The sequence below is a fragment of the Rossellomorea oryzaecorticis genome (genome assembly GCF_045897515.1).
Classification (GTDB): Bacteria; Bacillota; Bacilli; order Bacillales; family Bacillaceae_B; genus Rossellomorea; species Rossellomorea enclensis.
This window is the reverse complement of sequence record NZ_JBJOSA010000002.1, coordinates 356,249-380,676: the sequence shown is the minus strand read 5'-3', so window position 1 is coordinate 380,676 and position 24,428 is coordinate 356,249. Positions and strand designations below refer to the sequence as shown.

Annotated in this window: 20 protein-coding genes; 7 read left to right on the top strand and 13 right to left on the bottom strand. The window is 41.7% G+C overall.

The genetic code is table 11. The annotated features are described in order from the left end of the window. Positions 1-11: 11 nt before the first annotated feature. The 5 genes from ACKA06_RS04010 to ACKA06_RS03990 all read right to left on the bottom strand — a co-directional run bounded on the left by ACKA06_RS04010 (position 12) and on the right by ACKA06_RS03990 (position 7,637). Positions 12-1,367 (bottom strand): NAD(P)-dependent oxidoreductase, encoded by a 1,356-nt coding sequence (locus ACKA06_RS04010; protein WP_411159026.1) that lies wholly within the window; start codon positions 1,365-1,367, stop codon positions 12-14. A 119-nt stretch (positions 1,368-1,486) separates the two neighbouring features. After that, a complete protein-coding gene (locus ACKA06_RS04005) occupies positions 1,487-2,377 on the bottom strand; it encodes a nitrilase-related carbon-nitrogen hydrolase (protein ID WP_064565825.1) in 891 nt (296 codons plus the stop codon). A gap of 768 nt (positions 2,378-3,145) precedes the next feature. Next, complete coding sequence (locus ACKA06_RS04000; RefSeq protein ID WP_411159025.1) at positions 3,146-4,594, bottom strand: carbon starvation CstA family protein; 1,449 nt, start codon at positions 4,592-4,594, stop codon at positions 3,146-3,148. 261 nt (positions 4,595-4,855) lie between these two features. Then, the gene (locus tag ACKA06_RS03995) at positions 4,856-5,374 is read right to left on the bottom strand and encodes an ankyrin repeat domain-containing protein (protein ID WP_058298455.1); all 519 of its coding nucleotides are present in this window, start codon (positions 5,372-5,374) and stop codon (positions 4,856-4,858) included. Positions 5,375-5,471: 97 nt separating this feature from the next. Further along, on the bottom strand, positions 5,472-7,637 hold the full coding sequence (locus tag ACKA06_RS03990) for a DNA topoisomerase III (RefSeq protein WP_411159024.1): 2,166 nt from the start codon (positions 7,635-7,637) through the stop codon (positions 5,472-5,474). A 132-nt stretch (positions 7,638-7,769) separates the two neighbouring features. On the opposite strand from ACKA06_RS03990, the gene ACKA06_RS03985 reads away from it, so the two are divergent. Next, on the top strand, positions 7,770-8,756 hold the full coding sequence (locus ACKA06_RS03985; protein WP_411159023.1) for a YeiH family protein: 987 nt from the start codon (positions 7,770-7,772) through the stop codon (positions 8,754-8,756). A gap of 371 nt (positions 8,757-9,127) precedes the next feature. Here ACKA06_RS03985 and ACKA06_RS03980 read toward each other — a convergent pair whose 3' ends face one another. The 3 genes from ACKA06_RS03980 to miaB all read right to left on the bottom strand — a co-directional run bounded on the left by ACKA06_RS03980 (position 9,128) and on the right by miaB (position 12,365). Further along, entirely contained in the window at positions 9,128-9,664 is a 537-nt protein-coding gene (locus tag ACKA06_RS03980) for an outer spore coat protein CotE (RefSeq protein WP_032088754.1), read from the bottom strand. 699 nt (positions 9,665-10,363) lie between these two features. After that, positions 10,364-10,795: a RicAFT regulatory complex protein RicA family protein gene (locus ACKA06_RS03975; RefSeq protein WP_032088755.1), complete on the bottom strand. Its 432-nt coding sequence runs from the start codon at positions 10,793-10,795 to the stop codon at positions 10,364-10,366. 1 nt (position 10,796) lies between these two features. Next, positions 10,797-12,365 (bottom strand): tRNA (N6-isopentenyl adenosine(37)-C2)-methylthiotransferase MiaB, encoded by a 1,569-nt coding sequence (gene miaB / locus ACKA06_RS03970; protein WP_197670789.1) that lies wholly within the window; start codon positions 12,363-12,365, stop codon positions 10,797-10,799. Positions 12,366-12,698: 333 nt separating this feature from the next. Between miaB and ACKA06_RS03965 the strand changes: the two genes are divergently transcribed. After that, the gene (locus ACKA06_RS03965; RefSeq protein ID WP_411159022.1) at positions 12,699-13,754 is read left to right on the top strand and encodes a coiled-coil domain-containing protein; all 1,056 of its coding nucleotides are present in this window, start codon (positions 12,699-12,701) and stop codon (positions 13,752-13,754) included. A gap of 46 nt (positions 13,755-13,800) precedes the next feature. Here ACKA06_RS03965 and ACKA06_RS03960 read toward each other — a convergent pair whose 3' ends face one another. Further along, on the bottom strand, positions 13,801-15,003 hold the full coding sequence (locus ACKA06_RS03960) for a hypothetical protein (protein ID WP_198257720.1): 1,203 nt from the start codon (positions 15,001-15,003) through the stop codon (positions 13,801-13,803). A 146-nt stretch (positions 15,004-15,149) separates the two neighbouring features. Between ACKA06_RS03960 and sat the strand changes: the two genes are divergently transcribed. The 5 genes from sat (at position 15,150) to ACKA06_RS03935 (ending at position 20,558) form a co-directional block, all read left to right on the top strand. Further along, on the top strand, positions 15,150-16,334 hold the full coding sequence (gene sat / locus ACKA06_RS03955; protein WP_411159040.1) for a sulfate adenylyltransferase: 1,185 nt from the start codon (positions 15,150-15,152) through the stop codon (positions 16,332-16,334). A 24-nt stretch (positions 16,335-16,358) separates the two neighbouring features. Continuing rightward, the gene (locus tag ACKA06_RS03950) at positions 16,359-18,119 is read left to right on the top strand and encodes an SLC13 family permease (protein ID WP_411159021.1); all 1,761 of its coding nucleotides are present in this window, start codon (positions 16,359-16,361) and stop codon (positions 18,117-18,119) included. A 20-nt stretch (positions 18,120-18,139) separates the two neighbouring features. Continuing rightward, a complete protein-coding gene (gene cysC / locus ACKA06_RS03945; protein WP_318293678.1) occupies positions 18,140-18,736 on the top strand; it encodes an adenylyl-sulfate kinase in 597 nt (198 codons plus the stop codon). A 76-nt stretch (positions 18,737-18,812) separates the two neighbouring features. Further along, positions 18,813-19,580 (top strand): 3'(2'),5'-bisphosphate nucleotidase CysQ, encoded by a 768-nt coding sequence (gene cysQ, locus ACKA06_RS03940; protein WP_198257724.1) that lies wholly within the window; start codon positions 18,813-18,815, stop codon positions 19,578-19,580. Positions 19,581-19,676: 96 nt separating this feature from the next. Then, positions 19,677-20,558 carry a glycosyltransferase family 2 protein gene (locus ACKA06_RS03935; protein WP_071618268.1) on the top strand — a complete coding sequence of 294 codons (882 nt, stop codon included), beginning with the start codon at positions 19,677-19,679 and terminating at the stop codon, positions 20,556-20,558. A 47-nt stretch (positions 20,559-20,605) separates the two neighbouring features. On the opposite strand, the gene ACKA06_RS03930 is transcribed toward ACKA06_RS03935, so the two are convergent. Genes ACKA06_RS03930 through wecB form a run of 4 tightly spaced genes read right to left on the bottom strand, consistent with a single transcriptional unit; the run spans position 20,606 to position 24,360 of the window. After that, on the bottom strand, positions 20,606-21,475 hold the full coding sequence (locus ACKA06_RS03930; protein ID WP_198257725.1) for an NAD-dependent epimerase/dehydratase family protein: 870 nt from the start codon (positions 21,473-21,475) through the stop codon (positions 20,606-20,608). Next, entirely contained in the window at positions 21,472-22,293 is an 822-nt protein-coding gene (locus tag ACKA06_RS03925; protein WP_411159020.1) for a dTDP-4-dehydrorhamnose reductase family protein, read from the bottom strand. The genes ACKA06_RS03930 and ACKA06_RS03925 overlap by 4 nt, the downstream gene beginning before the upstream one ends. Then, the gene (locus tag ACKA06_RS03920; RefSeq protein ID WP_198257727.1) at positions 22,290-23,282 is read right to left on the bottom strand and encodes a polysaccharide biosynthesis protein; all 993 of its coding nucleotides are present in this window, start codon (positions 23,280-23,282) and stop codon (positions 22,290-22,292) included. The genes ACKA06_RS03925 and ACKA06_RS03920 overlap by 4 nt, the downstream gene beginning before the upstream one ends. Then, a complete protein-coding gene (wecB, locus tag ACKA06_RS03915; RefSeq protein ID WP_214874035.1) occupies positions 23,272-24,360 on the bottom strand; it encodes a non-hydrolyzing UDP-N-acetylglucosamine 2-epimerase in 1,089 nt (362 codons plus the stop codon). Before wecB ends, ACKA06_RS03920 begins: the two co-directional genes overlap by 11 nt. Between the last annotated feature and the right edge of the window lie 68 nt (positions 24,361-24,428).

The following is a 24,428-nucleotide window of genomic DNA, read 5'->3' as shown; positions in this document are numbered from 1 at the left end:
TGTAACAAATCTTAATTCACCTGAAGAGACGTCAGTTTACTGTGCAGATGATAAGCAGCCCGCTTTCCTTGTTCCGCGGCTGTAACGACCATCGCTTCCCCTATGCCTTTACCGAATATCACATCTCCACAGGCAAGCACCTTCGGATTGGACGTTTGAAGTGTCTCTTTATCGACTTTCACAACGCCGTCCTTATGCTCTAATTTAAATTGTTGGATTAAGGAATTATGCCTTGTCTGCCCGATCGCCTTAATGACAGCATCTACCGGCAATGTGAACTCCGACCCTTCTACCTGGACAGGACGCCGTCGTCCATCTTCTCCCGGCTCACCAAGTTTCATTTTCAAGCATTCGATTCCGATGACCCTGCCTTCTTCGTTTCCGATTATTCTCTTAGGGGCCGTCAGCCAGCGGAATTCAACCCCGTCCTGTTTGGCAAACTCATACTCGAAATCATAAGCAGTCATCTCTTCAAGCGTACGGCGGTACAGAATTTTTACATTTTCCGCTCCGAGCCGGACTGAGCATGTCGCGCCGTCTATAGCTGTATTTCCTGCCCCTATGACAACAACTTTCTTCCCTACATACTCTTTTGAAATCTCACCGCTTTTTGTTGATTTCACAAATTCGATCGCATCGTACACCCCATCAAGGTGTTCCCCTTCAATACCAAGCGGCGGAACATGGGACATGCCTGCCGCGAGGATGACATAGTCATGACTGTCGAGTATTTCTTCTGCAGAAATATCTTTCCCGACCTTTGTATTTGTCCGTATTTCCACATTTAACTTTCGGACTTGATCTACTTCCCAGAACGAGATGCTTTGAGGCAGCCGGAAAGAAACAATGCCATAAGTATTCAATCCCCCGGCTTCTTCCGCAGCTTCGTAGATCGTCACTCCATAACCAAAGCGCGCCAATTCCCTTGCTGCCGAAAGACCTGCCGGGCCCCCGCCGACAATTCCGACCTTCTTGCCGTTCGGCTCCCCAGCTTCAAATAAGACAGCTTCATTATGCCGGGCCCAGTCGGTGGCGTACCGCTGCAGATCACCGATCATGATCGGTTTTGTGGAGTGATTGAGAACACATGAGCCTTCGCATAATTCTTCAGTCGGGCACACCCTTGAACAACTTGCTCCGACTGGATTCGAACTCATGATCGTTCTTGCAGAACCTTTCAGGTTCCCCGATGCTATCTTCTTTATGAAAGAAGGAATATCAATTCCGGTGGGACATGCTTGTATACAAGGTGCATCATAGCAGTACAAACATCGATTCGCTTCTTCCAAGGCATCCCTTTTGGATAAACCTTCATGGGCCTCCTGGAAATTCTCTTCAAGATTCAACAGTGATAATGCTTTGGACAAAATAGTTTCCCCCTATTCACCCTGTAATGAATTCACTGAACAAATAAATGCAGGCCGACAAAGAATACATGCTAAGAGCGTGTCGATGTCAGCCTTATTTTCAAAAGAAGCAGCAGTACTTAAGGCAGCAATGCTGTCATTTCGTTGTATGTCTCAGGTCTTCTGTCCCGGTAAAACTGCCAGGTATCCCTTACCTCCCGGATCATTTTCTTGTCCATTTCCCCGATTATCACTTCGTCCTTATCCCTGCTCCCGATTGAGACAAATCCTCCGCGGGGATCTACCAGATAGGACTGTCCATAAAATTCACCCATATTCCATGGCCCCTCATAACCTACACGGTTGATTGCCCCAAGATAATAACCGTTCGCAACCGCATGTGCGGGCTGCTCCAGCTTCCATAAATATTCAGAAAGCCCCGCCACTGTCGCAGACGGATTAAAAACGACTTCGGCTCCCTTTAACCCTAATAATCTGGCACCTTCAGGGAAGTGGCGGTCATAACAGATGTAAACACCCACTTTGGCATAAGCCGTATCAAATACCGGATAGCCAAGATTTCCCGGCTTAAAATAGTATTTCTCCCAGAAGCCATACCCTTCACTGCCGACTGCAACGTGCGGGATATGCTGTTTCCGGTATTTGCCCAGATATGATCCGTCTGCATCGATCACGGCAGCTGTATTGTAATAGGTAGCTATACCTTCTCTTTCATAGATTGGCAGGACGATGACGACATTCAGTTCCTTTGCAAGATCCTGAAAGCGTTTCGTAGTAGGGCCATTTGGAATTTCCTCTGCAGAATCATACCATTTGGGATTTTGTTCCGAGCAAAAATACGGTCCGTAGAAAATCTCCTGCAGACAAATGATTTGAGCACCTTTTTTTGCTGCGTCCCTTACCAACTGAATGTGTTTTTTAATTGATTCTTCTTTATGGACCTCTACCGGTTCGCTTCCGTCCACATCATGAGAAGCTTGAATAAGACCAATTTTCACTTTGTCTGACATCCCTATTCCTCCTAGACTGATAGATTAAATAAAATAGTAAGCGCTTACAGGTTTGTTGATTATAGAAGCACGCTTACTGATTTTCACGGATTTAGTAATGTCTGAATATTTTGTCTTTTCAACTCATTTTAACTTGTACAAAAAGTAATTGCACTATACACTATGTAAAATCAGCTCCTTTGACTATTGGTCATTATGTATATTCTAAAAATAGAATAAACTATTTATAGGAGTTGATATAACGTTAGCATAAGCGTTCTGCGAATTTTGTAAAATAATCAGGGTTTCTCTTTGGAAAACTTCGTTAATTATCGACAAAATATTCAGAAATTATTAGAAACAAAAATGAGACTGGGACAGATTTAAATGCTACCCTATAAAGACTGACAATATTAGTATAGGTTCTTTATTCCGCTAATGATTTCCCTGCAAAACTTCGCTTTCCGCGGGCGGTTGGTGAGCCTCCTCTTAATTTACAATGGGGAACTGTCCAGCTGCAGGGCTTGGAGGCACATGACATAAGTCATATTCTTAGGCTTCTATTTTTTTTCGTATCTTATATCTTAAACCACAAGTTAATAAATCTCGGGCTCACATCAATATTCTTCCCTCAGGAGTCTTCGCCTTGCATTCCAATCAACCTCTGGAAAGAGCTGAGACTAGTAAATATCATATGTGAACATCATAAAAAACCGAACGAGTTGCATCCCAGGCAAATTCGTTCGGTTTTTAATTATACTAAAATACTTTTGTTCCAGCCTCAATAAGTTATGAGTTTACTGATTTTAAGTTTAACGACTTCTGTCCGATTGGACGATATTTCAGGAGCTGGCGGATGAACCAGATGAGGACGGCTGTCCAGATGACGGCTCCTATGATCATGGATTCTTTGTAAGGAAGGTGGAAACCTTCCGGTGCGTAAAAGATATATGAGCTTACCACAGCTGTCATGAACAGAGCCGGGAGACTGCAGATCCAATGAAACTTCTGATTTTGAAGCAGATAAACAGCTGCCGTCCATAACATGACAGTCGCCACTACTTGGTTCGACCAGCCGACATATCTCCAAAGGAATGTATAATCAATCTGAGTCAGCAGGAAAGTGGGAAGTGCTACAGGGATAACGAGCAGCCCCGGCAGCCATTTCCCTTTCAATTCTTCCTTTCTCCAATCAAATAATAGATCTGCAAGCATCATTCTCGAGGAACGCAGTGCAGTATCTCCGGTTGTGATCGGGAGGATGATGACACCCAGTACCGCAAGAATGCCGCCCAATGTTCCAAGAGTCGTTTTGCTGATTTCATTTACAACTCCTGCAGGGCCCCCTGCAGCAAGTGCTTCCTGAAGTCCTCCCGTCCCATTGAAGAAAGCCATCCCGGCAGCAGCCCAGATTAATGCGATGATCCCCTCTGCAACCATTGCTCCATAGAATACTTTTCGCCCTTCGCTTTCCTTCTTAAGCGTCCTTGCCAGGATCGGACTTTGTGTGGAGTGAAAACCTGAAATCGCACCGCACGAAACAGTTACCATCAACAATGGCCATAATGGAAGCTCCTGAGGATGCAAGTTGGCAAATGTAAGGTTGGGAACGGGGTGTTCAAAGAAGAACAATCCTATCCCGATTGCCAAGGCCATGAATACCAGGACTGCACCGAAAATCGGGTAAATCTTTCCGATAATTTTGTTGATTGGCAGCACTGTGGCAAGAATGAAATATGTAAAAATGATTATTAATGATGCCATGAATGATAAAGGTGTCACTTCGGCCATCAATTGAGCAGGCCCTGAAGTAAATGCTGCTGCAACCAATATCATCAAGATGATTGAAAGAATATTCATTACTGACCGAACATGTCTCCCCAAGTATCTGCCTACTAATGAAGGAAATTGAGCTCCATTATGACGCAGTGACAACATGCCGGAGAAATAATCATGGACTGCTCCTGCAAAAAGTGTACCGATAACGATCCAAATGAATGCAACCGGTCCATACAAAGCACCGAGTATGGCACCAAAAATCGGACCAAGCCCCGCGATATTCAGTAATTGGACCAGGCTTGCCTTCCACCAGCTCATCGGCATGTAATCAAATCCGTCTTTACTTGCATAGGCAGGTGTGACATTCCCGTCATCAATACCGAAAATCTTTTCTACCACCTTTGAATAAATAAAATAACCAGCTACTAAAATACAGACTGATGCAAGAAATGTCAGCATCTAGATGTCCTCCCCTCGATGAAATTAAGATTCATTGTAATACGTCAGACGACAAATAACAACAGAATTTTCTAAAAAGATTATTTTTTCAGATAATATATACTAATTAAGTGTTCTTAAATTTCCCTATGCACCAATGATGTAAGGGATTACATTGATCGGAAAAATTTTTTCGATTTTACCCCTATAAAAACTTGGATCCTGGGTGCTTTTTCACAATAAAAAAAGAAGCCGGCTGGCTTCATGGGTAAACGGGCTAAATTAAATTTGATTTGAGTAGCTCTCACATGCGTTTATGAAACCGCTGTTCCCTCTATCATGTGCGATTTCATAAGGTGATTTCTGACTGACTGCATTCCTGCTCTCTGGGTCACCCTTGAATTTCAGAAGCAGCAAGACTAAGTCTTCATCCCCGTCAAAAGCTGCGATATGCATAGGAGAATAACCAGCTGAGTCAATGCTGTTGATATCTGCGCCTTCGAGCAGCAGGAACTCTATCATTTCATTAGGGGCTTTCCCAGCTATTGCTGCGTGCAGGGCACTATTGGAAGGAATATATGAAACTTTTGAATTTGAAGCAGAATTAATATCGGCCCCGTAATTCATTAATAGCCGGACAATCTCCAGCTGTCCATAGTGTGCTGCAACCCCGAGTGCAATCAACCCGTTTTCGTCCTCTGCATTACATAGATTAGTATCTGCTTGTAATGACTTTTCTACAACTTCAGCGTTACCTTCTTGTATGGCTGTGAAGAAACCTTTTACAGTAACAGGCGTCATCATGCTCACCTCAATCTTTATATTATTATGAATATTCTATCAATATAATCATAAAAAAGATAGGGACTTTATCAGTGGTCCCTATCTTTTCCATTTACTATTGATCAAGTTTTAATTTTGCGAGAGCATCGGCGAGGGCCGTGTTCACCGGTTCATCTTTTTGCTGCGTCTTTAAGTATTGATTCACATCCCGCTTACTTGCCTTATTGTGCTTCTCTTTCTTTCTCCGCTCATTGAAGGTTGAAAGTTTTTCTTTATGGCCGCATACGCACACGAACAGCTGGCCGTCTCCTTCTCCGCGAAGTTCTAAACGTTTATGACAATTCGGGCAACGGGCATTTGTTTTCTTGCTGATATTTTTACGATGACCGCATTCCCGGTCCTGGCAAACCAATTTCTTTCCGTTTTTATTTTTAATCTCAAGCATGAGGTTTCCGCAATCAGGACATTTTGTTCCGGTCAGGTTATCATGTGAGAATTTTTTATTGGAATTTTTAATTTCATGAACGGACTTTTTCGTATATGTTTTTATTTCTTCAATAAATTCTCGTTTTTTCATGGACCCTTTCGCGATTTTATCCAGTTTCAGCTCCCACTCGGCTGTGAGGGAAGGTGAACGCAGCTCTTCAGGCGCCAGGTCCAGTAATTGCTTTCCTTTGGAAGTAAGGTGGATTTCTTTCCCTCTTTGTTCCATCGATCTTGAGTTAAAGAGCTTATCAATGATGTCGGCGCGGGTTGCAACCGTTCCAAGGCCGCCTGTCTCCCCTATCGTTTCCAAAAGCTCCTTGTTGCTTTCTTTCATGAATCCTGTTGGATTTTCCATCGCGGCAAGCAGCGTCCCCTCATTAAAACGGCCAGGAGGAGTGGTCTGCCCTTCCGTTTCGCTTATAGAAAGCAGTCTGAGTTCAGTCCCTTTTTCCATTTTCCCCAGTAACTGATCTTCATCCGTTTCAAATCCATATACATCTTTCCAGCCTTTTTCTTTTACCCTTTTGCCTTTTGTATGGAAATGCACCTTGCCGACAGTCATTTCAACTCTCGTCTGTTCATATTGATATGGAGGCAGGAATATCGCGAGAAAACGTTTCACGATCAAGTCATAAATTTTTGATTCCCTGTCAGAAAGCTTTCCAAAGAAAGCCGTCTCCTCAGTGGGGATGATCGCATGGTGATCACTTACTTTCCGGTCATCTACATATGCGTTAGACAGCTTCATGGAGCTTTGCAGAGCTTTATTTACAGCAGGGCGGTAAGGCTGGACGTTGACTGCCTTCAGACGGTCCTTTAGTGTATCCGTAATATCAGATGACAGATGCTTACTGTCGGTACGCGGATAGGTTACGAGTTTATGCTGTTCATAAAGCTTTTGCATGATCGACAGTGTTTCTTTGGCACCGAACCCATAGATCTTATAGGCATCTTTTTGTAATTCCGTCAAGTCATAGAGCGACGGTGCATATTGTTTTTTCAACGTCGTTTTCACTGAATGGACAGTGCCGCTTTTCACATTTTTCAGTGACGTCAGGATACTATTGATTTCATCTTGGGAGAACGTTTTTGTATCCCCTTTTGAGTTAGTCCATAGAAAGGTGCCTTTATCCGTAACCGCTTTAATGCCGTAATACGTCTTAGGATTGAACTTCTTGATTTCCTCTTCCCTCTGTTCGATTATACTCAATGTGGGGGTCTGCACCCGCCCGCAGGAAAGCTGAGCATTATACTTGGTCGTCAATGCCCTTGTTGCGTTCATGCCTACATACCAGTCTGCTTCTGACCTTGCCTGGGCAGCCTGATATAAATTTTCATAACCTTTTGCGTCCTTGAGCTTATTGAATCCTTCTTTAATCGCTTTATCCGTCACGGAAGAGATCCAAAGCCGTTTAAGAGGTTTTTGCACTCTCGCTTTTTCGATGATCCAGCGTGCAACGAGTTCCCCTTCCCGTCCCGCATCCGTGGCAATGACAATTTCACCGACATCCTGACGGTTCATCTGCGATTTTACTGCATTGAACTGCTTTCCGGTTTTCTTGATCACCACAAGTTTCAATGCTGCAGGCATCATAGGCAGATCTTCCAGATTCCATGATTTGTATTTGTCATCATAAGTCTCTGGATCTGCGAGTGTGACAAGATGCCCCAGTGCCCAGGTCACGATATATTTATTTCCTTCAATAAATCCATTACCCTTTTTCGTGCAATTCAGCACCCTTGCAATATCTCTGCCCACAGAAGGTTTTTCTGCAAGCACTAATGTCTTTTTCATAATAAAATCCTTTCAACAAAAAACTTTGAGTATCTTTCTATAGTAACATAAAAAGTCTACGGTTTTGGTTCCCCTTTACTCTCATAATATATTATACTTAGAAAATGGATTTTTAAAGAAGGAGCTGCAACAGTGCATAAACAATTAAAGAAATTCCTCCCTAAGGAAACGATCGGGATTGTTTTCATTTTAATAATCAGTATGATTTCAAAAGTATTAGGCTCGTGGTTTCCACTGGCCGGAAGCCTTTTATTCGCCATTATCATCGGAATGATTCTGCGGAATGCAATCAATCTTCCAAGCTCGTGGGACCCCGGCATACAATTCACGTTAAAGAAGCTGTTAAAAGTGGCCATTGTATTCCTTGGAGTGGGGTTGAGCCTCTTGGAAATTATGAAAATCGGACAATCGGCATTATGGATCATTTTTATTTCAGTCACCGTTGGCATCAGTGTCACCTATGCAGTGGGCAGGTTACTGGGCATCAACACCAGGCTGAGTCTATTGATCGGGATAGGAACGAGCATCTGCGGAGCCACTGCTATTTCTGCTGTAAAGGGAATCATCGGGGCAAAAGAGAATGAAACAGCATACGCATTGTCCACTATCGTTTTCTTCAATATAATTGCATTCATTTTTTATCCGATTATCGGACATCTGCTGGGATTATCCCAGCAAGCATTCGGGATATGGGCTGGGACTGCCGTTCATGATACATCCTCCGCCGTAGCTGTCGGTTACAGTTATGGTGATATTTCGGGTGAGGTTGCCACTACTGTGAAACTGGCCCGTACCCTCTTTTTGATCCCTGTCATGTTTCTCCTCCCATTTATGTTAAGGGACGAGGCTTCTGCTGGTGCAGTATCATTAAAGAAAGCTTTTCCGTGGTTCATCTTCCTTTTTCTCGGAGTATCGATACTTCATACCATTGGAGTCATACCAGTATTTGTAGAAGAAACCCTTAATTCACTTTCGAAGTTCATGATCATCATGGTGATGGCTGCGGTCGGACTTGGGGTCAGGCTGAAAGATTTATCTCAGCTTGGTTTTAAACCATTGCTGACTGGATTGATTGCCTCTGTTACCTGTGCTGTGATCAGTCTTTTTTTTATTTTTTAAATCACCAGATTGGCAGCTTGCAAACAGCTGCCTTTTAGTTTTATAAAGCTCTTTTCGCATACTTTGTTGCTTTACACGCAAGAAAATACCGGAACTTGGGTATTTTCGAGTTGTACGCCTGTTTTTTGTTTAAGCTTGAGTTCGAAAAGAGCACGTTCACAAGCTGCATCCCAACTACTGACCAATGTACGAAAAGCAACAAACTTTTAGAAAACAGCCTTTTAAAAAAATAAAAAAGAGCATCCATGAGACGCTCTTGTAAGATATTCATCATTATTCCTTCATGTATGGTTAAAAGTTTGGAAATGAGCCATCTCTTTATTGAGTATTGCAGAAGAAAAACTAGGAAGAGGCCGTCTTCCTAGCACATGCTATTCTTCTACTCCCTCTAAGAAGTCTGGGTCTAGCTCTTCGAATTCTTCATCATCTAGATCGCAATCCCAGTCATCATCATCGCAGCCTTCAGGATTAACAAGCACACAGACCTTGGTTTCCCCGATAACTTCTACCAGGATCTCCCGTTCAACATGAACAATGATTTTATTACCGTTTGGTGAAATCACCGCTTCGCAGCAATTCGGCTGTTGAAGTACGCGCGCACAAACTTCGATATCATCGAGGACATCCGGATCACGGTATTTGAGTTTGATTTCATCACAGTAATCGACTCTTTCAGTTACTACGGATGTTTTCGTATTGTCACTGTGAGAGTACCATACGTTTACTTCAAATGAACCGTGTATTTCCACCTTCTTGCCTACTTTGTGTGCTTCATACTTGTGATTGATGATCCAGCAGCCTAAAATGCTCGATGGATTATGCGGCGGGCTAATCGTATGATGGGATTGTGTGAATTTACGTCCCTTCGCTACGACCGCTTTTGTAATAATCTCTCTATATTCTGCCATTCGAGCGAACCTCCTCATTCATTTTCAATTCATCTTATGCGACTGTCTAGGTGTTTGTGCGAGAAAATTTTATTGCATAATGGGATTGTTGCGAGATAATGTATTGTATGCGAATACCTATTGAATGTTCCCTAAAAGGTATAGGGGCAATAATAATGTCGCCTATGTTACTTAAACCAACTTTTTAACACCGCTACTGATTTCAGTGCAAGACTTAGCTTTCGGCGGGTAGCCCGTGAGCCTCCTCGTCACATTCTCGCGACAGATCCTGTCCAGCTCCGGCGGGTAGCCCGTGAGCCTCCTCGTCACATTCTCGCGACAGATCCTGTCCAGCTCCGGCGGCTAGCCCCTCGAGGTCATAAGCTAAATGGACCAAAAAGGCAAAAAACGCCTTTCCGGCCCATTCATCTTATGCTTGTCGGGGCTGAGCAAGCCGCCTCCGCTTTTCTTTTGTCTAGCTGCATGGGTTAGAGGCACATGTCATAAGCCAAACCGACCAAGAAGGCAATGAGGGCTTTCCAGGTCCATTTGCCTTAAGCCACACGCCTCTAAGCCCTTCCGCTTTAATGTCGGGAGGTTTCGTCCTGCACTCCAATTTACCGCTAGAAAGTCCTTTTTATTAAGAAAGACCAATGCCATGAAGAGAATTCTCTTCATGGCATTGTTCTTGTTTAATATACAATTATATTTCCTTAATGTTTATGAGCAGCTTCCGGGAGTTGAATTTTTAACCTGGGAGCCGGTTTCACCGCGGAGAATGTCTCCGCCTGTTGATTCGATAATGTGATCCGTTACGTTGTTGGAAATAACGGAAGCCACGATTTGAAGCAGATCATTGACGTCTGTCTGCGATTCCTTGAATTGCTGCACGACTGGAATCTCATCGATTTCTTTTTCAAGGTTTTCGATTTTTGCTTCCACCATTTTCAATGCTTCTATTTTACCGTAGTGTTGGAAGTTTACAGCTTGCTTTTGCAGACTTTTGATGCTTGCGATCATTTCACGAACTTTTTGATTTTCATGGATCTGTGATTCAGCACGCTTGAAGAAATCCACTTCTTCTGTTTCAGCGATCATTTCCGCCAGCTCTTCTGCTCTTTTCATGATATCGTCTTTTGTGTATTTTGCCATCTTACTTCACCTCTGCCGCTTCTTGAAATTCTGAACCTATCTGGCCAACCTCTACCATTTCACCATCTAATGACCAGGACTTTGTATCTGTGATTTTAACTTTTACAATCTTTCCGATTGCTGTTTTCGGTGCTTTAAAGTTCACCAGCTTGTTTCTTCTTGTATATCCTGCTAGTATATCGGGGTTTTTCTTGCTTTCCCCATCAACCAGGACTTCAACCGTTGTACCCTCATATTTCTTCAGTGCTTTTGCCGAATATTCCTGGACGACTGCATTCAGTCTTCTTAACCTGTCTTTCTTGACATCCATCGGTACATTGTCTTTCATCTTGGCTGCCGGCGTACCTTCACGAGGAGAGTAAATATATGTGTAAGCCGCTTCGAATTCCACTTCCCTGTAAAGTGAAAGTGTTTCTTCAAATTGCTCTTCCGTTTCATTCGGGTAACCGACAATGATGTCTGTTGTCAATGCAACATCAGGCATGGCCAATTTAATTTTCCTGACCAGTTCAAGGAACTGCTCACGATTGTACTTACGTGCCATAATTTTCAGGACAGGTGTCGAGCCTGATTGAACCGGCAAGTGTATATGTTCCACCAGGTTCCCTTTCTTAGCAAGGATTTCAATCAAATGATCATCAAAATCCCTCGGGTGGCTGGTTGTGAAACGGATGCGCGGGATATCGATCTTACGCAGTTCATCCATCAAGTCACCCAGTCCATAATGATCAAGGTCTTCGATATCTTTACCGTACGCATTTACATTCTGACCAAGAAGTGTGATCTCCTGGTAACCCTGTGCTGCCAGGTGCCGAACTTCGGCAATGATTTCTTCTGGACGTCTGCTCCGTTCTTTTCCGCGCGTATAAGGAACGATACAGTATGTACAGAATTTATCGCACCCGTACATAATGTTCACCCACGCTTTGATGTTGCCGCGGCGGACCTTGGGAAGGTTTTCGATAACATCCCCTTCTTTGGACCAGACCTCTACGACCATGGCTTTAGACATGTATGCATCTGATAAGATCTGTGGAAGACGGTGGATATTGTGGGTCCCGAAAATCATATCCACTTGTTGATATGTCTTCAAAATTTTATTTACTACCGCTTCTTCTTGGGACATACAGCCGCAAACCCCGATCAAAAGGTCAGGCTTTTCCCGCTTTAAGTGCTTTAAATGTCCGAGTTCCCCGAACACCTTGTTCTCAGCATTCTCCCGGATTGCACATGTATTCAAAAGGATGACATCTGCATCTTCTGTCGTGTATGTCGCTTCATAGCCGAGGGCCATGAAAATCCCTGCCATGACTTCTGTGTCATGTTCATTCATCTGGCAGCCATAAGTACGGATGTAGAACTTCTTGCCTTCGCCCAATCCTCTATACTGATCATCAATGGCAAAATCATTATGATATTTCACTTCTTCTTTTCCGCGTTTTTTCGCATCTTTCAATGATGGCGGAATGTAGACACTTTGGAAGTACTTACTGTAATCCTTTTCGGATTTTTGGTCCGTTGGAATATCTGACTTCGCCTGCTGCCCGTGTTTGCGTTGCTCTTCGTTCATGAAAAACTCCCCTTTCTAACTCTATAACAAACGAAAATAGACCGGTTTCTTCTATTATAAAATCCGTATTAGTAAAGCATACAAATATACTTTCACATTATAACAGTATAAAGGTTTTTAGGGGCTTTCACAATAGAGAGCACCAACTGTCGAAATTTGTTCTCAACTAATTTTCCGAATCAAAATTGCAGGAGCAGCAAGCCGGGCCTCTGGTGAGACCCAATTTTAAAAATGGGCTCCAGTTTAGGAACTGCAAGCAAATTAAACGCATAACGTAAAGTAAGACAAATACCCAAGGAGGAGATTGAAATAGAAGAAAGAGTAACGCCTCCCATGTACAACATCGAGAAACAGGAAACCCTATACCTTCAATCTGAAATTCAACAATTAAAAAAGACCCTTCAAAGGGTAAAGGAAAGCTATTCATATGCGGAGGCCAAACATTATAAAGATATTCTCAACGACAAGGAAGAAGAAATTAAGGAACTATACTCTCAAATAAATACACATAAAACGACAGAACATGAACTGATCCGTGATCGAAGCAGATTTCAAGAAGCCAAAGAAAGATTGGAAGAAGAGATCCTGGAGCTGCACATGCTTCTGCGCAAAAAAGAAGCCATAATCGATGAGCAGGGAGAAGCACTGAATAAATTGGGTAAAGAGCTCCTTCAATATGAATTGAGTCAAAAAAACCTTTCAGCATCCTTGACCAGGGTTGAAGATCTCAATCATAAGCTGTCTTCACATAACGAACAGCTTTTGAATGATAATAAAAACCTAGTAAGCAAATCCGATGCGATGAAAGCACAAATTAAGAGCCAAAAAGATCACATAAAGGATCTGAATAAAGCATTAAGCCATTCGGAGGAAACAAAAAAAGAAATCCTGTTTAATTTGATCTCGCAAACTGAGGAACTGGAGAAGCTTACAGCCGAACGCAGTCATACACTTGCTGCATTAGAATCATCCAAAGAACAGCTTATATCCGCAGAGAAACAAAATATGCAATTTGTCAAGGAAATCTTCCAGCAATATGAGAAGACGATTGAAGAAAATGAATGGTGGCTCTCATCCCAATTTGCCGACATCGATAAACGGGCAAATGAGCAGGAAGAAAAAATGGAACAACTCGAAACCGTTCATGCTTCTCGTATGTTAAAACAGAACAAAATGATAAATTCGAAATTCAAGGATGTTGAAGAGACATTCAGTCACTTTTTAGGAGAAATCGATTCCCTCAGAGAAACCAATGAAAAGCTGACCCGTCATCTATTCGAAATGAAGCGTATGATTGATAAACAAAAAAGAAGCCAGTCTCAAATCATCCATAATATCCCAGTTGAGTATGCTTATGAACATGAAAACACGCAATCAAAAAATAATTAAAAAAAGGACGTATTGAATGGCTCCATTCTCAATACGTCCTTTTTCATTAAAAGGTAATCATGATTTTATTATTCGAACTTATTTGCAGATTCTCTTCTTCAAAATAGACAAATCCCAGGATGATTGATGTTTCCTGCTCACCTAAGTTATCAACCGTGAACTGAATTCCCTCGATGCCTGTTGTTTCCCCTGGATGAAGCTCCATACCCTGAATAGGTTCTATCCAGTATTCTCCGGTGGAATATGCTTTCTCCAGCCAATCTTTTCCGCTGTACTTCCACCCTTCCGCTCCCATTTCCCCCTGAACGGAAAAAATTTCACTCATCTCGGGCGGCAGAATCTGTCCCCCTATTTCAATTTTTTCAGGCGGATCAACCCTGAAGCAAATCTTTGGATTATTTAGGACAGCGTTTCCTGTGTTTTTGATGATGAAATCTGCTTTGATGGTGTATTTTTCTGTTTTGCGGTTGGGGATGAGGTTGTAGTCGAAGAATACTTCTGCTTTCGATTCCCTTGAAGTAATTTTGTTTCTTTTCCTTAGTTTAGCCTGTTCGTATTCATCCTGGCTGATAATTTTCACATCTTTATCTGTCTTTTTGCTTTTCGGCTCTTGAATTGTCAAGGGGATGAGACTGTTTTTCAGAGATACTAGTTTATGAAGGTTCAAATCAAAGATATTTGCTTTTCTGCTTTGTATAAAAGATTTTAACACACAGTTAGTCAGTAAATATTCCAATTGTGTCATCAGTTCATCACTGTGTTTTTTATACTCGACGATGCATTTAAGATGCGGGCAGCGATAGTTGTTTGAAATCAATTTATATCCTCTGAAATCGATGGACTTCCTGTATAAATGGAGTATTTTCGAAAAATCGATTGAGTTAAGTCTGCTGTTTAACCCGATATAAAGAGATGACTTTCCCGTTTCTTTACTTGCAAGTGAAACTTCCATGTATAAATCATCATCATTGAATTCCGTGACTTGTTCAGCTGCAGCCAGTTGAATCCCATAAGGGGCCAAAAACGATTTTAATTTTTCTTCCAATTCAGATGCTTTTACCTGCTTATCACTTTTGACAGACAACCATACTTTTTTCCCTTTTAAATAACTCCAAATCTCAATGCTCTGATTGTTTTCGTATAAATTGAACTGCAGATCATTCTCTGCACATAACAATTGAAGTGACGGGATTGATTCGTGGGGGACCTCTCCCCATTCTTCACCATTAAGAATTAATTTCAAATTCAAGCGAATCACCCTTTTTTTATAAAATTTACATCTTTCCATTTGTATGATTCTACCTTCGTATTTATGAAAATCTAGGCCTTTGTTTATTTTTTAAAAGTGCCCTCTCCGAATATTCTTACTCACATAAAATAATAGAGAGTAAATTTATCAACAATAAAGAAAGGAGAAACGCTTTTATGATTACTCCACATGGAGGCACTCTCATTGACTCGGTGGCAGAAGGAGAGGAAAGAACAAAGTTATTGGACAAAGCACAGTCCTTTTTTCCTATTAATCTTGATTCATGGAGCATTTCTGACCTTGTACTGATTTCCATCGGTGCTTTCAGTCCACTTAAAGGGTTCATGAATCAGAAAGATTATTTGCAGGTGTTGAAAGAGATGCGGCTGAGCAGCGGGGAAATATGGAGTCTGCCTATTACCTTATCTGTTTCAAAGGATATAAAAGATCAGTTATCCATTGGACAAGCAATCTCATTAAAAGGAGAAAACGATGTCATCTATGGGGTCATGGAAATTGAGGAAATCTATGAATACAGTAAAAAAGCAGAAGCATTATTTGTGTATAAAACAACCGACCCCAATCACCCGGGTGTTAAAAAAGTATTTGAAAAAGAGGACTATTATTTGGCAGGACCAGTGACATTGCTAAACAAGCCTGAAGATATTTTCACCAGTGATTTTCAAACCCCTCAGCAATTAAGAAAGACCTTTCAATCACTGGGATGGAAGACAATCGCAGCGTTTCAAACACGAAACCCTATTCACCGCGCTCATGAATACCTTCAGAAAACTGCACTTGAAAACGTAGACGGCCTGCTTATCCACCCCCTTGTCGGAAATACAAAAGCGGACGATGTACCTGCAGATATCAGGATGAAAAGTTATAAAGTCCTGATGGAGAATTACTATCCATCTGAAAGGGTCCTTTTATCTGTTTTCCCGGCTGCCATGAGATATGCAGGTCCACGGGAAGCCGTTTTTCACAGCATAGTTAGGAAAAACTTCGGGTGCACCCACTTCATAGTAGGCAGGGACCATGCCGGAGTCGGTAATTACTATGGAACCTATGATGCACAAAAAATCTTTGATCAATTTTTAAAAGAAGATCTTGAGATAGAGATACTGAAGTTTGAACATGCTTTCTTTTGTATTAAGTGTTCTTCTATGGCTACTTCTAAAACTTGTCCACACGGAAAGGATATGCACATTCATCTGAGTGGTACAAAGGTTCGATCCATGTTAAAAGATGGTCAAGTACCTCCGAAAGAATTCTCAAGACCGGAAGTGATCGAAGTGATGATGAAGGAAATGAAAAAAGGCAATTCATAAGGGTAAACAGAGGGAGTTATCAACATGTTTGAATTTTATTTTACAGGTGCTGTTCTGTTATTAATGATGTCCTTGTTGACACTGGAAATCGCAAAACCAGAAATCATCATCCCTTCGACTCTTATGGTATTCGTAATGTCCGGAATCATTTCAGTTAAGGAAGCGGTTAGTGGATTCTCAAATGAAGGAATGCTTACAATTGGCCTACTGTTTATCATAGCTGGAACAATCCAAAAAAGCGGTATTGTCGATAAGCTTTTCCAAAGCCTGTTAAAGCGTTCATTCTCTACTAAAAAAGCATTGATTCGGCTCCTCCCCCCTATATCCCTTCTGTCAGCGTTTATCAACAATACACCGATTGTCATTGCTTTTACTCCAATCATTAAAAAATGGTGTGAAGATCATAACCTGTCACCTTCCAAATTCCTTATTCCTTTATCTTATGCAACTATTCTGGGAGGGATGATTACCCTTATCGGCACATCCACCAACCTAGTCGTACATGGACTTCTTCTCGAGAATGGCCAAAAAGGATTTGCGTTTTTTGAGCTTGCCAAGGTCGGAATCCCCATCACAGTAATTGGCTTGTTTTATCTAATTTTTTTAGCGCCCTACCTATTGCCGGACAGTATGCCAAAATCCTTGAAGGAAGTGAACTCCCTTAGAGAATTTACAGGCGAAGCGATGATCACTAAAGATTTTCCACATCTCCAAAAAACAATCAGGGAAGCCAAATTGAGGAATTTAAAAGGTCTTTTCCTTGTAAGCATCATAAGAAACGGTGAACCAATTGCCCCGGTATCAAATAGTTCTACCCTTTTGGAAGGCGATCGTTTGATTTTTACAGGAGACATTACAACTTTCGCGGATCTTCAGCAAAATAGAGGGTTGGAACTCCAGAGTTCCATAGGAGAAGATTTTCCGAAGAAACATAAGCTAGTGGAAGTTGTAATTTCGCATCATTCTCCCCTCCTTCATAAAAAAATCAAGGAAACCAATTTCCGGAGCAGGTATGATGCAGCGGTCATTGCCGTTCACAGACAGAATCATCGGTTGAAAACGAAAATAGGCGATACTATTTTAAAGCCTGGGGATATTTTATTATTGGTAGCCGGACAGGACTTCAGCAAAAGAACAGATTCAAATGACTTCTATTTTACATCTGAACACTCAAGAATCATATATTCACTAAATGACGGACGAACAGGCTTGTATGCCGTAATACTGCTGGGATTGATGATTTCACTGGTCACATTAGGCATTTTTCCAATGGTGTCTGCAATGGCTGTTACAGCTGTCATCCTTACACTCTTTAAAATGGTCAACCCCAAGGAAATAAAAGACTTCATTCAATGGGACGTACTGCTTATCATTGCATGTTCGTTTGGGATCGGTTATGCATTGACCAATTCGGGAGTAGCATCCTTCATAGCTGATCTTCTTATCAAATCCACCGCTCCAATCGGTGTGTTAGCGATCATTATATGTGTGTACCTGCTTACGAATATTTTTACAGAGATGATGACGAACAGTGCCGCCGCTGTCTTGATGTTCCCCATTGTGATGGAAGTTGCAACAACTATGAGTGTTTCTCCTTCAGCATTGGCGGTTGCTGTAGCAATTGCTGCCTCGGCAAGCTTTGCAACCCCGATCGGATACCAGACTAACCTTATCGTTTATGGCCCCGGTGGTTACAGATTCATTGACTTCTTAAAAGCGGGGCTCCCCTTAAGCTTTCTGACAATGATTACTACTTCAATACTCATCTATTTCTTCTGGATGTAAACGAGTAAGGAGGTGAAATGGTGAGTGAAAAAAATATCGTCTGGCATGAAGGAAAAGTGACTAAACTGCACAGACAAAATATGAATCGGCATAAGAGTGCGATCCTTTGGTTCACCGGATTATCCGGTTCCGGCAAATCAACCCTATCAGTAGAACTTGAAAAATCATTATACGAAATGGGGATTAAAACGTTTCGGCTTGATGGTGATAATATTCGTCACGGCTTGAACAGTGACCTGGGTTTTGCAGAGAAAGACCGAAACGAAAATATCAGGAGGATCGGAGAAGTATCAAAATTGATGGTAGAAGCTGGACTAATGACGCTGACAGCCTTTATTTCCCCCTACAAAAAGGACAGGGAGTTCGTCAGATCCTTGATGGAAGAGGGAGAATTCATTGAAATATACGTTCATGCCAGTGTTGAAGAATGTGAAAACAGGGACCCAAAAGGTCTTTATAAAAAAGCAAGGGCTGGTAAGATTAATGGGTTTACGGGGATAGATTCTCCTTATGAAATGCCTGTTGAACCTGAACTGATCATTAATACAGAAGTAATGACAATCAATGAATCTGTCCTGAAAATCATTAGCTATCTAAAAGAGCATCACTATATGTAATGTAAATGTAGATTCCTCGTATTTGAGGATTCTACATTTATTTACTTTTATTAAATTCATTTGAAGAGGTGAAAAAATGCTGGATAAAGTGAAAGAAATAGCTGTATTGGCCGGGAAACAAATAATGACTGTTTACAAGAAGGATTTCCAGATAGATTACAAGGATGATGAATCACCATTGACAACCGCAGATCACCTTTCGCATGAGCTGATTCAAAATGAACTGAATAAGAGGTGGCCTCATATACCTGTTCTTAGTGAAGAAGGTTCAGCAATACCTATACAAGAGAGGGCTTCCTGGGAGTTGTTCTGGCTGATCGATCCGTTGGATGGAACAAAGGAATTCATTAAAAGGAATGATGAATTTACTGTAAACATCGCCCTGATACGAAACGGAAAACCTGTTCTTGGTGTCATTTATGCCCCCGCATTGGATCTGCTTTATTTCGGAAAAGAAAAAGATGGGGCATATAAACAGTCGGCAGCAAGTAAATGCATCAGTGATCCGGTACGGCTATATGCTGATCGGTTGGGAAGTCAAAAAAAAGTGGTTGTCAGCCGCTCCCATATGTCTAAAGATACAAGAGCTTATCTAAAAGAGCTGGAAAAGAAAGAAGGAGATCTGCAATTTATTTCAATTGGAAGTTCTTTGAAATTTTGTCTTGTTGCTGAAGGTTCTGCCCACTATTATCCCCGACTTGCTCCAACGATGGAATGGGATACCGGGGCCGGACAGTGCATAGCAGAGGAAGCAGGCTGCCTGGTTTTTCAATATCAGACTTCAGCCCCTCTCATTTATAATAAAGAAGTACTTACAAACCCGTGGTTCATATGCTCAATCTAGATATGCGGATTGCAGAAAAGGTGGCAGCATCACGCTGTAAAGCATTTTTGCATATGCTGGAAGGAGCACTCTATGCATACAAAAGGGGCGAAGACCATGGTAAAACACCAGCCAAAAGTATCGGTGATATTCCCGATACGCAATGAAGGCAAGAATGTAAAGATGACGCTTGATTCATTGTTTTCCGTTCAGACCAACCTTGATCTGGAAGCAATCTTGGTGGATGACGGCTCAACTGATGGTTGTTGTGATTTTCTTTCCACTTATCAGAATAAACTAAGAGTCAAATATATCAGTACACAAGGGCTGGGACCCGCAAAAGCCAGGAACGTTGGTGCCTCAAGATCAAAGCATCCTTATTTGGCTTTCTGTGATGCTCACATGACGTTTGAAGACTTCTGGCTCGACCGACTGGTGTTTTTTTTGACCTCCGGTTATTCGGATGCTGTCTGTCCTGCGATCGGATCTATAGATGACCCAAAAGTTATCGGTTACGGTCAATCTTTAACACCTTCCTTAAAGATAAAATGGAACCAGAAACGTAAAGCCTTATTTGAAACTGCCATCCTCCCAGGCGCATGTATCGTAACTTCAAGGAAGGCATTCGAAGATATCGGAGGCTTTGAAGATGGCTTTTCATCCTGGGGGTTCGAAGATGTAGAGTTGTCTATAAAATTTTGGTTGTTCGGATACAGATGCCACTGCGAACCTAACGTAACGGTCCTTCATCTTTTCAGGGCCGCCCACCCATATAAGGTGAATTATGAAGGCATATACTATAATCTCATCAGAATGGCTTATCTTCATTTTGACGAAGCCAGAATAAGAAAAGCCAAATCCCTTGTCATTCACGGATCACATTCTAAAATCGAAAAAAAAGTACTCGCTGATGGAGTACTTGAAAAAAGGGCGCGTTACAGTCGAAGGCGGCAGCGGCAGGTCGATGACTTATTCAGGAAATTCAGTATCTATTTCTAATTTGACGAGACATCTCAATGCAAATTCTATTTTGTATGGAGATGTTTTTAGTTTCCATTTAAATACTGGATGATGTCCTTTATACTAGTTTCGAAGGGGATAGTCTGACGCCAGCCAAGGTTTTGTATGTTCGTAATATCCAGACGCGTTGTTTGGATTCTGCTGAATTGATCAGCAGTAATAGTAACATTTGATCCGATAATCGTCTTGATTGTCTTTGCTGCTTCCAGCAGTGTTTTGTACTTACCAGAAGCAATTACATATGTTTGATCCTTGACTCCATCAACTAATATCATTTCATAAGCACTCACTACATCTCTGACATCTATAAAATCCCTTCTGTCCAATAAATTTATAAAATGAAAGGACTCGTTATCTTCCAGGCATTTCTTTGCAAACATGGAGCATATTCCGTTAGAAGGTCCAGGTCCAATCATGTTTGAGGATTTTGCAATCCTGACATCCAATCCATATAAATCTTTCCAGCAAACAGCCGTCAAGGACTGCATATACTTTGAAAGCCCATACGGGTGCTGAGGGACAGAATCGCTGCATGGATTGTATTCCAAAATAGAACCGGCTACAAGTATGACAGCCTTTCGATTATGCCTCCTCAATGCTTCAAGAAGATTTAATGTTCCAATCACATTTGTGGTAATCGTATTTAAGGGAAAGTCCCATGAAATACCTGTGTGATTCTGGGCGGCCAAATGAAGAATCATATCCGGTTGAAAGTCTTGTATAACTCTTTCCACTTCTTCGGCTATAGTCAAATCAACCTTGAGCTGGCTTACCCCGCTTATAGAAGCTGCCGGCCTGCGCACAATGCCGATCACTTCATATCCTTTCTCAAGGAAATGCCTGCACGAATGCATTCCGGCAAATCCGGCAGCTCCTGTTATCAGGATTTTCTTCAAGGCTTATTCATCCAATCGCTCAGTTCCTGAAGCATCTCGCGGTAGCTTTTAACAGGGTAATAGTAATCTTTCCTGGTGTGGATGAGGGTCCGGTCATGAACAGGTTCTTTTACTCCAACGATATTCACATTTTTTTTGCCGAAGATTTCTTTGAAGAGGAGTAGCAGATGGTATTTAGATATCTTCTCTTTGGAGCATAATTGGTATAGCCCTGATACATCTTCAGCGATCATCTGGTCGATCGCTTTTGCAAGTTCCAATGTGGTGACCCCGTTCCAGAAGACGTTTTCATACCCTTTTATCTCACCTTCTTGTTTAGTAAACCAGTGAAGGAGACCGATGCCATTTTGTTTAAGTTCAGGTCCTATAATGGAAGTCCTCACTGTCAAATGAGGGGCACTCACTACTTCGCCCAGTGATTTGGTTTTCGAATATGCATTCGTCCCATCCTTCTCATCGTTCTCTGTATAGCTTCCTCTCTCTCCCGAAAATACACAATCCGTACTTATATGAATCAGCTTACCACCGTAAATGTCCAGCGTTTCTGCCAATACGTGAGGAAGCAGGCTGTTCACCACAATAGCTTCATGTATATTTTTTTCTGCATTCTCGTTTAAGATTCCTACAGCATTTATCAAAACTTGTGGCCGTTCTGAAAGCACCAGCTCCTTTACCTTATCAAGGTCGGTAACATCAAGCCCAATCCCATCTTCAGCAGGTTTCCTCAGAGTATACTTTACGTGGTGGTTCCTTTCCATCAAATGATTGACAAGAACATGACCGGCCATGCCATGCCCTCCTAAAATAAGAATCTTCAATCCAGAAACCCTCCTTCTTCCAACATGCTTCTGATTTCGTGGTAATCTATGATGTTATCGCTGGAAGAATAGGTGTCAAGGTCCACCTTTGGGTGATCTTTATAATACTCTGCGAGGCCTTGGATAGGGATAGTGGGAAGAATGACGAAGTATTCATTATCATAAACGATGGTGTTATGACTCTCGAATTCTGTCAATAGTAGCTCGTGAAGTTTTTCTCCCGGACGTATGCCCGCTTCCTCTACAATCACTTCTTTATCTGGAGAATAGACATCTATCAGGACTTGGGCAAGGTCGAGAATTTTACAGGTCGGCATTTTCATAACGAATATCTCACCGCCATGACTCTCATATGTTGCTTTAAATAATAATTTGATGGCATCCTTTATTGTTAAAAAGAATCTCGTCATTTTCTTATCAGTTATTCCGATCTTCCCTTTATTCATTATTCCATGCTTGAATACATGAATAACGCTTCCGTTTGTCCCAAGTACATTCCCCCCGCGGACACAAACAAATTTTGTTTTATCGGTCAGTACGTTGGCATTGATAATAAGCTTTTCACCCATCGCCTTTGTAAACCCATAAAAATTGGATGGGTTAGCCGCCTTATCAGTGGAAATATTTATCACCTTTTCAACTTCATTCTCAATGGCAGCTTCAATGACATTCTGCGTGCCGTTCACATTCGTTTTTAATGCTTCCAGTGGCTGGAACTCACAAACCGGAACATGTTTTAACGCAGCGAGATGAAATACATAATGGACATTTTCACAAGCTTCCATCACCGCTTCTTTATCCCTCACATCTCCAATAACAAATGTGAGCCTGGGATCATTCTCAAATTTTTGTTTCATCAGCACCTGGCTGGTTTCATTTCTAGAGTAAATACGAATTTCTTTTGGTTTTTTTTCAAGCAGCTGAGATACCAGTTCGTTTCCCCATGAACCTGTCCCGCCTGTAACTAGAATCGTTTTGTTAGTAAACAATTTCAGAACCCCCTAAGAGAATATTAATCACTTTATCTGATACATTTTTATCAAGATATTCAGCCGGACACACCCAGTCGGCCGGTTTGGAACACATGACTTTTACTCCTGTTTGAATTGCCTTGACATCCAGGCCGGATATCAAATTGCTGCCGCAATCGATGGTTTCCGGCCTCTCGGTCGTCTTTCTGACTGTGACGGCAGGAACATGGAATATACAGCATTCCTCCTGAACTGTTCCACTGTCTGTTAAAACACAGCGGGCATTTTTTTCAAGTGCAATAAAATCAAAGAAACCAAATGGTTCATGCAATTCGATTAATGGATTTAGTTTAATGGAGCCTGAAATCCTGGATCTTGTACGGGGATGGGTGCTGAAGATTATTCTTTTATTGTATTGTAGGGCTATATTGTTCAATGCGGTCATAATATGTGTAAGATGAGAAGGGTTGTCTACGTTTTCTGCCCTGTGGATCGTTGCAAGAAAGTAATCTTTTTCAACGAGATTAAGTTTGCCCAATATTGAACTGGCTTCTATTTGCTGTTCATAATTCAATAAAACTTCATAAATCGGATTGCCCGTAATAATAATTTTACTGGGTGTCATTCCTTCTTTTAGAAGATTGTTTTTGCTGTATGGTGTGTAAACGAGATTGAAGGAAGACACGGCATCAATTATTTTTCTATTCTTTTCTTCGGGAACATTCAAGTCGAAACACCTGTTTCCTGCCTCCATATGAACGACTGGTATCATCAGTCTTTCTGCAAGCACTGCACTCAAGCCGCTATTAGTATCACCAAGGACCAACACTTTGTCAGGTTTCTCTTTTATCAGAATCTTTTCAAGTTCTCGAAAAAGCGAAGATAATTGTTCTCCCAGGGACTGCTGATTGTTTGAAAGGATATAATCCGGTTCTCTAATGCCAAGTTCTTTGAAAAAAACGCCATTCAATGAATGCGTGAAGTTTTGCCCCGTATGGACAATGACATGCTTATCAGCAAGCTGGTCGAGTTTTTTCATAATTATACTTAACCTGATTATCTCAGGCCTGGTTCCAAGTACGGTAACGATTTTCATGATCACCTCTCCTTTTCTTCCGGGTCCTATTAACTGGCATAAAGAATTGAATTCCTGCCCCAGAGGGA

What these genes read in the sequence shown, in the direction of transcription:
- ACKA06_RS04005 (WP_064565825.1), bottom strand. Translation starts at nt 2,377, where the DNA reads ATGTCAGACAAAGTGAAAATTGGTCTTATTCAAGCTTCTCATGATGTG.
- ACKA06_RS04000 (WP_411159025.1), bottom strand. Translation starts at nt 4,594, where the DNA reads ATGCTGACATTTCTTGCATCAGTCTGTATTTTAGTAGCTGGTTATTTT.
- ACKA06_RS03995 (WP_058298455.1), bottom strand. Translation starts at nt 5,374, where the DNA reads ATGACGCCTGTTACTGTAAAAGGTTTCTTCACAGCCATACAAGAAGGT.
- ACKA06_RS03990 (WP_411159024.1), bottom strand. Translation starts at nt 7,637, where the DNA reads ATGAAAAAGACATTAGTGCTTGCAGAAAAACCTTCTGTGGGCAGAGAT.
- ACKA06_RS03980 (WP_032088754.1), bottom strand. Translation starts at nt 9,664, where the DNA reads ATGGCAGAATATAGAGAGATTATTACAAAAGCGGTCGTAGCGAAGGGA.
- ACKA06_RS03975 (WP_032088755.1), bottom strand. Translation starts at nt 10,795, where the DNA reads ATGGCAAAATACACAAAAGACGATATCATGAAAAGAGCAGAAGAGCTG.
- miaB (WP_197670789.1), bottom strand. Translation starts at nt 12,365, where the DNA reads ATGAACGAAGAGCAACGCAAACACGGGCAGCAGGCGAAGTCAGATATT.
- ACKA06_RS03965 (WP_411159022.1), top strand. Translation starts at nt 12,699, where the DNA reads ATGTACAACATCGAGAAACAGGAAACCCTATACCTTCAATCTGAAATT.
- ACKA06_RS03950 (WP_411159021.1), top strand. Translation starts at nt 16,359, where the DNA reads ATGTTTGAATTTTATTTTACAGGTGCTGTTCTGTTATTAATGATGTCC.
- cysQ (WP_198257724.1), top strand. Translation starts at nt 18,813, where the DNA reads ATGCTGGATAAAGTGAAAGAAATAGCTGTATTGGCCGGGAAACAAATA.
- ACKA06_RS03935 (WP_071618268.1), top strand. Translation starts at nt 19,677, where the DNA reads ATGGTAAAACACCAGCCAAAAGTATCGGTGATATTCCCGATACGCAAT.
- wecB (WP_214874035.1), bottom strand. Translation starts at nt 24,360, where the DNA reads ATGAAAATCGTTACCGTACTTGGAACCAGGCCTGAGATAATCAGGTTA.